At 67.6% G+C, this 6,216-nt stretch carries 9 protein-coding genes and 1 tRNA gene; 7 read left to right on the top strand and 3 right to left on the bottom strand.

Translation table 11 applies throughout. From position 1 onward, the window contains the following. On the top strand, positions 1-1,318 hold a 1,318-nt coding region (locus VL973_RS13195; protein WP_414712249.1), incomplete at its 5' end, for a dicarboxylate/amino acid:cation symporter. Here VL973_RS13195 and VL973_RS13190 read toward each other — a convergent pair. Further along, complete coding sequence (locus VL973_RS13190) at positions 1,313-2,065, bottom strand: energy transducer TonB (protein ID WP_325284489.1); 753 nt, start codon at positions 2,063-2,065, stop codon at positions 1,313-1,315. The genes VL973_RS13195 and VL973_RS13190 overlap by 6 nt on opposite strands. Before the next feature lie 177 nt (positions 2,066-2,242). On the opposite strand from VL973_RS13190, the gene infA reads away from it, so the two are divergent. The 5 genes from infA to VL973_RS13165 all read left to right on the top strand — a co-directional run bounded on the left by infA (position 2,243) and on the right by VL973_RS13165 (position 4,342). After that, entirely contained in the window at positions 2,243-2,488 is a 246-nt protein-coding gene (gene infA / locus VL973_RS13185; protein WP_325284488.1) for a translation initiation factor IF-1, read from the top strand. A 23-nt stretch (positions 2,489-2,511) separates the two neighbouring features. Next, the gene (locus tag VL973_RS13180; protein WP_325284487.1) at positions 2,512-3,084 is read left to right on the top strand and encodes a Maf family protein; all 573 of its coding nucleotides are present in this window, start codon (positions 2,512-2,514) and stop codon (positions 3,082-3,084) included. Continuing rightward, positions 3,077-4,036, top strand: coding sequence for a ribonuclease E/G (locus VL973_RS13175; RefSeq protein ID WP_325284486.1), 960 nt, complete (start codon positions 3,077-3,079; stop codon positions 4,034-4,036). Before VL973_RS13180 ends, VL973_RS13175 begins: the two co-directional genes overlap by 8 nt. After that, positions 4,033-4,224 (top strand): DNA gyrase inhibitor YacG, encoded by a 192-nt coding sequence (locus tag VL973_RS13170; RefSeq protein ID WP_325284485.1) that lies wholly within the window; start codon positions 4,033-4,035, stop codon positions 4,222-4,224. The genes VL973_RS13175 and VL973_RS13170 overlap by 4 nt, the downstream gene beginning before the upstream one ends. Before the next feature lie 42 nt (positions 4,225-4,266). Beyond that, positions 4,267-4,342, top strand: a tRNA-Phe gene (locus tag VL973_RS13165). A 66-nt stretch (positions 4,343-4,408) separates the two neighbouring features. Here the strand turns inward: VL973_RS13165 and VL973_RS13160 are convergent. Together VL973_RS13160 and VL973_RS13155 are read right to left on the bottom strand one after the other, a co-directional pair. Next, complete coding sequence (locus VL973_RS13160) at positions 4,409-4,765, bottom strand: GntR family transcriptional regulator (protein WP_325284484.1); 357 nt, start codon at positions 4,763-4,765, stop codon at positions 4,409-4,411. A 57-nt stretch (positions 4,766-4,822) separates the two neighbouring features. Next, entirely contained in the window at positions 4,823-5,401 is a 579-nt protein-coding gene (locus VL973_RS13155; RefSeq protein ID WP_325284483.1) for a nitroreductase family protein, read from the bottom strand. A 141-nt stretch (positions 5,402-5,542) separates the two neighbouring features. Between VL973_RS13155 and VL973_RS13150 the strand changes: the two genes are divergently transcribed. Beyond that, positions 5,543-6,216 (top strand): oligopeptide:H+ symporter (locus VL973_RS13150; protein WP_414712248.1); only part of this gene is annotated, 674 nt, incomplete at its 3' end.

The following is a 6,216-nucleotide window of genomic DNA, read 5'->3' as shown; positions in this document are numbered from 1 at the left end:
CCGCTTGACCGAACGCGCCCGCCCCGACGCCGCCGAGGAAAAGGCCGGGCGCTTCCCGTTGCACATGCAGATGCTGGCCGGTCTGGTCGCGGGTCTGCTCCTCGGCCTCGCCGCCAACTGGGCGGCGGAGGGGGCGGCATGGGTCGGCTTCATCACCACATACGTCACCGGCCCCATCGGCCAGATTTTCCTGCGCCTGCTGTTCATGCTGGTCATCCCGCTGCTGTTCGCCGCGCTGGTGACGGGGGTGGGGGAAATGGGCGACCTCGCCTCGCTCAGGCGGGTCGGGATACGGACACTGTTCTTCACGTTCCTCTTGTCGACGATTTCGGTGCTGATCGCGCTGGCGCTGGTCAATCTGATCCGCCCCGGCGACGGCGTCGACCCCGTGGTCGCGCGCGACATGCTCGCCAGCGCGCGCGAGGGCGCGGGCGCCATTGTCGGCCAGTCACGCGACACGCCGTCGGGCGTTGCCAGCTTCCTTGCCATCATTCCGTCCAACGTGTTTCGCGCGGCGGCGGAGGACGACATTCTGGCGGTCATGGTCTTCGCCCTTGCGTTCGGCATCGGCATGGTCGTGGCCGAGCGGGAAAAGGTCGCAACGCTGGCTCAGGCGATCGAGGGGATGCTGGAAGTCACGCTGACGCTGATCGGCTTCGTCATCCGCCTCGCGCCGATCGCGGTGTTTTCCTTCATGTTCAACCTGACGGCGGAGTTCGGGGCCGATGTGCTGGTGCGGCTGGGCGCGTTCGTCGGCACCGTGATCGGCGCGCTGGCGATCCAGATGCTGGTCATCTATCCGATCTGCGTCTGGCTGTTTGCCGGGCGCGGGCCGGTCGGCTTTTTCCGCGGCGTTCAGGCGCCGATGCTGATGGCCTTTTCCACCGCATCGTCCAACGCCACGCTGCCGACCGCGCTGTCGGCGGCGGAACATGAGCTGAAATTGCCGCGCAAGATCTCGCGCTTCGTCCTGACCATCGGCGCCACCGCCAACCAGAACGGCACCGCCATGTTCGAAGGCGTTGCGGTCATCTTCCTCGCGCAATTCTTCGGGGTCGAGCTGACGCTGGCGCAGCAGGGCAGCGTGATGCTGGTCTGCATCCTGGGCGGCATCGGCACCGCGGGCGTCCCCGCCGGATCGCTGCCCGTCGTCGCCATTATCCTCGCCAGCGTCGGCGTGCCGCCGGTCGCCATTGGTCTGATCCTGGGCGTCGACCGGCTGCTCGACATGTGCCGGACGATGCTGAACGTCACCGGCGACCTCGCCATCGCGGCGATGGTCACGGGGCGCGGGGAACAACCGGCTACGGCGTCATGACGCCGGCATGGGTTCGCTGACCCATTCGTGGCTTTCGACGATCTCGGCTGCGACCGGGCGGCCACGTCCGTCGCGCGAGGGGCGGAAGCGGAAGCGGCGCTCGATATGGGCACAAGTGATCGCATCCAGTTCGCGCACGCCGCTTGACCGCGTGACGCGACAATCGCGCGCGCGGCCGTCAGGGTCGACACGGTATCGCACGCCAACCCGCCCGCCGATGCCGTTATCGGCCAGATGCGCCGGATAATCGGCATCGCGAATATCGCCCCTCACCTGGATCGGCGGGGTCTCCTCGCGCCAGCCCCCGCCCTCGCCATCGCCCGACCCGCCCGCGCCAAATCCGTTGCCGATGCCCCCGGCCCCCGTGCCCGGCCCGACTTCGTCCGCCGCGCCGCTGGTCGATTGCGCGCCGGGTCCGGCGGTGCGTGCCACCACGACGGGCGGCGGGGGTAACGGGATCGGGACCCGCGGTTCCGGTGCTGTGACTTCGGTTGCCTTGGACGTCAGGTTGGGGGGCGCGGCTTCCCCCTCCGGCCGGGTATCGCGCCTGGGCGGCGGCACCACGGGGTCGGGCGGCGGCGGCGGCGCGTCGGGCGCGACGGTAAAGGTCGCCAGCGCCTCGACCGTTTCGGTCAGCGGCGCGAATTGCAGGCCCGCCACCAGGCCCCAGCCCAGCAGCGCGGTGACACCCAGCGCCGCGGCCGCACCCGGCGCGCGTGCGCGATTGTGGCTGTCGGCATAGGCCATCACTGCCCTCTCGAAATCATCGCCATCGACATTATATGGGATATAGGCCGTGGCATCTGAACCATGGCTGAGACATCGTATCGCGACGTCGGGACGGCAATCGTCGCGGCGCGGCTTTCCTTTTTTCGCGTCCGGGCGTATAGGCCCGCGACTTTCCGTTCCCAAAGAGGACTCCGTTTGGCCAAGGAAGAACTGCTTGAGATGCGCGGTCGCGTGGTGGAATTGCTCCCCAACGCGATGTTTCGTGTCCGGCTCGAAAATGATCATGAGATTCTGGGGCACACCGCTGGCAAGATGCGGAAAAATCGCATCCGCGTGCTGGTCGGCGACGAAGTGCTTGTCGAATTGACGCCCTATGACCTGACCAAGGGGCGGATCACCTATCGCTTCATGCCCGGTCGCGGCGGCCCCGGCCCGCAATAACGCCCGCACGGGCCGCTGTCGGCATGGCTTCGCTGGTCCTTGCATCCTCATCGCCGCGGCGGCGCGACCTGCTCGCGCGGCTGGGCGTGGTGCCGGGTCGCGTCTGTTCGCCCGATATCGACGAAAACCCGTCAAAGGGTGAATTGCCGCGCGAATATGCGCTCCGGCTGGCGCGTGAAAAGGCCGCGGCGGTCGAGCGCGCCAGTGACGAAATGGTGATCGCGGGCGACACGACAATCGCGCTCGGCCGCCGCATCCTGCCCCCCGCCGACACCCGCGAGATACAACGCGCGCTGCTCGAAAAACTGTCGGGCCGCCGCCACCATGCGCTGTCGGCGGTCTGCCTGATCGGCACCGACGGGACCGCCCGCGTGCGGCTGGCCGACACCGTCGTCGCGTTCAAGCGGCTGTCGTCGGCGGAGATCGAACGCTATCTCGACTGTGGCGAGGGTCTGGGCAAGGCGGGGGGCTATGCCATTCAGGGGCGGGCGGAGGCATTCGTCCGCTTCCTGTCGGGCAGCCATTCGGGCGTCATCGGCCTGCCCCTGTTCGAAACGCGCGCGCTGCTTGAAAGCGCGGGTTATCCGCTTGGCTGAATGGCTGTTCGAAGCCGGAATCGGTGAAGCGCGGGCCGCGCTGGTTTCTCGCGGGCGCATCTGGAAGGCGCGGATCGAACCGGCGGACAATGCCCCGCGCGAAGGCGCCGTTGCCCGCGCGCGCCTGACCGACATCAATGGACCCCGCACCGGCAAGGTAACGCTGGCCGACCGCCAGGGCGAAGCGCTGCTCGAACCGCTGCCGCGCGGCATCACGCAGGGCGGCACGCTGACCGTCCGCATCGTGCGCGAAGCGATCGTCGAGCGCGGCCGCATCCGCCTGCCCAAGGCGGTCCCGGCGGATGGCAGTCCGCATCCCGGCCTGACGCTGCGCGACCGCATCGCCGCCACTGGCCTGCCGGTTCGCGAATGCCGCGCGCATGAACCCGATCATTTCGAAGCGGCGGGCTGGTCCGAAGTGCTGGATGAGGCGCTGACCGGCGATATCGCGTTCCCCGGCGGATGGTTGCGGATGGCGGTGACGCCCGCGATGGTGCTGTTCGATGTCGATGGCGCCCCGCCCCACGGCGCCCTGTCGATCGCGGCGGCGCATGCCGTGGCACAGGCGCTTGAGCGGCACGACATTGGCGGGTCGATCGGCATCGATTTCCCCACCCTGTCCGACAAGGCCGAGCGGCTGGCGGTGGCCGAAGCGCTCGACGCCGCGCTGCCTCAACCGTTCGAGCGGACAGCGATCAACGGCTTCGGCTTCATGCAGGTCGTGCGCCGCCGCGCGCGACCGTCGCTGCCCGAACGGATCATGGCCGATCCGGTCGGCCACGCCGCCCGCGCGGTGCTGCGCCAGCTTGAACGGCTTCCCCCGCCGGTGCCCGATACCCATATCGTGCCGCACGCCGTCGCGCAGTGGTTGCTGCGCCGCCCCGAACTGACCGACGAACTGACGCGCCGCACCGGCGTTGCCGCGCGCATCGTTGCCGAGGAAGCCCGATGACCCAGACCCGGCGAAAAGCCTGTCCGCTTTGCGGCACTGCCGCGCACCCCGATCATGCGCCCTTCTGCTCGCGGGGATGCCGCGACCGCGACATGCTGCAATGGCTGGGGGAGGGCTATCGTCTGCCTGGCCCGGCAATCGACCCGACCGATACGGATGGGCTGGACAGGCACGATTCGCGCGATTAAGAGGCCCCCTCCCAACGGCCGCGACCGGTCGTGAAGCCCAATGCCCGGGTAGCTCAGTTGGTAGAGCATGCGACTGAAAATCGCAGTGTCGGCGGTTCGACTCCGTCCCCGGGCACCATATTTCATCATCAAATCAGTGGCATCCGCGTTCGAACCTCGGGGAATCCCGAACGTCGCTGATCGCCTATGCCCGCTCGCGCTCGAACAATTCGTCCGGGGTCAGCCCCAGAAGCGCGATATGGTCGCGCACCTTGGGCCAATATCCGTTGAGGAACCGGTCGCGTTCCGCCACGCGCAGCGCCTCGGCCGCGCCGGGCAGCACGAACATGCCGACGCCGCGCCGGACCTCGACATAGCCGTCATCCTGAAACGTCTGATACGCCTTGGCCACGGTCAGCGGGTTCGCGCCCACTTCGGCCGCAAGCGCGCGAACCGACGGCAACTGGTCGCCCGCGCGATATTCGCCGCGCAGGATCGCCGCCGCGATCGTGGCGCGAAGGCGCATGTAAACGGGCGAATCCGAATGCTCGATCGCTGTCATGCTGCCTTAATACGGCAAATGGGTGGCAAAGGCCAATCCCTTATCCCGCCCGACCCCTTATTCCGCCCAGTTGGACAGGATCGCGTCCAGCGACGGGCGCGGTCGTTCGTCCAGCGCGCGCGACGGCGTGCCGATGAACACGAACCCCGCGATCCGCTCCCCCGCGCGGCCGCCCAGCCCCGCCAGCACCGCGGGCGAAAACGCCGCCCAGCCGGTCAGCCAGCCGCCGACAAAGCCATGGGCATTGGCCGCGTGGAGCAGGTTCATCACCGCGGCACCGGCCGACAATTCCTGTTCCCACAACGGGATATGGCTCTCGCGCGGCGACGACAGCACCGCGATCAGCGTCGGCGCCTGATGCGCGAATTGCTGTACCGCCTCGATCTCCAACCGCCCTGCCTCCGGCCGGTCAATGCGATAGGCGGCCTCCAGCATGTCGGAAAAAACGGCGCGCTGTTCGGAGCCGATGACGATGAAGCGCCACGGTGCCAGCTTGCCATGATCGGGGGTGCGCGCGGCGATCTCGACCATTTTTTCCAATGTCGCGCGGTCGGGACCGGGCGCCACCATGTCGCGGGGCTTGCCCGAACGGCGCGTGGCGAGATAGGTCGAAAGCGTGGCGGTGTCGTTGAACATGCCGCTTCGCTAACGCGCCCGCCGCCCCATGCAAAGGGCCTGTTCGTCCCGCCGACAAGTCACAATTGTGACATTGCCGCTTGGCTTTGCGTGATTCGGGGTTAGGGTTCGCGCCAATATCGGCCGCGACCAGGCGGCGTAATGTTCAGAGAGGCTTGCCCCTTGACCACTGCCGACACGATCGCCGCGATCGCGGGCGCGTTCCTTGTGCTGTTGCTGATCGGCGGCGGCGCGGTCGCCGCCAGCAAGCAGCCCGAATTCGCCGGCCATCCGCGCGGCCTTTATGTGCTGTTCTTTGCCGAGATGTGGGAGCGCTTTTCCTATTACGGGATGCGCGCGCTGCTCATCTTCTATCTGACCAAACACTGGCTGTTCGACGACGGCAAGGCGAACCTGATCTATGGCGCCTATACCAGCCTGGTCTATATCACACCCGTCCTCGGCGGCTATCTGGCCGACCGCTATCTGGGCCAGCGAAAGGCCGTGCTGTTCGGCGGCGTGTTGCTGACGCTGGGCCATTTGCTGATGGGGTTCGAGGGCGATGGCGGTCAGGCATCGGCCGCGATCAACGTCTTCTGGCTGGCGCTGGCGTTCATCATCGTCGGCTCGGGATTTTTGAAAGCCAACATCTCGGTCATCGTCGGCCAGCTTTATTCGCGCACCGATATCCGCCGCGACGGGGCCTATACGATCTTCTATGTCGGCATTAATGTCGGCGCGGCGCTGGGCACGATCCTGGCGGGCTGGCTGGGCGAGACCTATGGCTGGGGCTGGGGTTTCGGCGCGGCGGGCGTGGGGATGCTGCTGGGCCTGAT

This window comes from Sphingomonas sp. (assembly GCF_035490575.1).
In the GTDB taxonomy this organism is placed as follows: Bacteria; Pseudomonadota; Alphaproteobacteria; order Sphingomonadales; family Sphingomonadaceae; genus Sphingomonas.
The sequence above is the reverse complement of the archived record's forward strand: the minus strand, read 5'-3'. Positions and strand labels throughout refer to the sequence as shown.

Bases quoted from the DNA above. Each gene is read 5' to 3' on its own strand.
- VL973_RS13170 (WP_325284485.1), top strand. From the start codon at position 4,033: ATGACCCAGACCCGGCGAAAAGCCTGTCCGCTTTGCGGCACTGCCGCG.
- VL973_RS13160 (WP_325284484.1), bottom strand. From the start codon at position 4,765: ATGACAGCGATCGAGCATTCGGATTCGCCCGTTTACATGCGCCTTCGC.
- VL973_RS13155 (WP_325284483.1), bottom strand. From the start codon at position 5,401: ATGTTCAACGACACCGCCACGCTTTCGACCTATCTCGCCACGCGCCGT.
- VL973_RS13180 (WP_325284487.1), top strand. From the start codon at position 2,512: ATGGCTTCGCTGGTCCTTGCATCCTCATCGCCGCGGCGGCGCGACCTG.
- VL973_RS13190 (WP_325284489.1), bottom strand. From the start codon at position 2,065: ATGGCCTATGCCGACAGCCACAATCGCGCACGCGCGCCGGGTGCGGCC.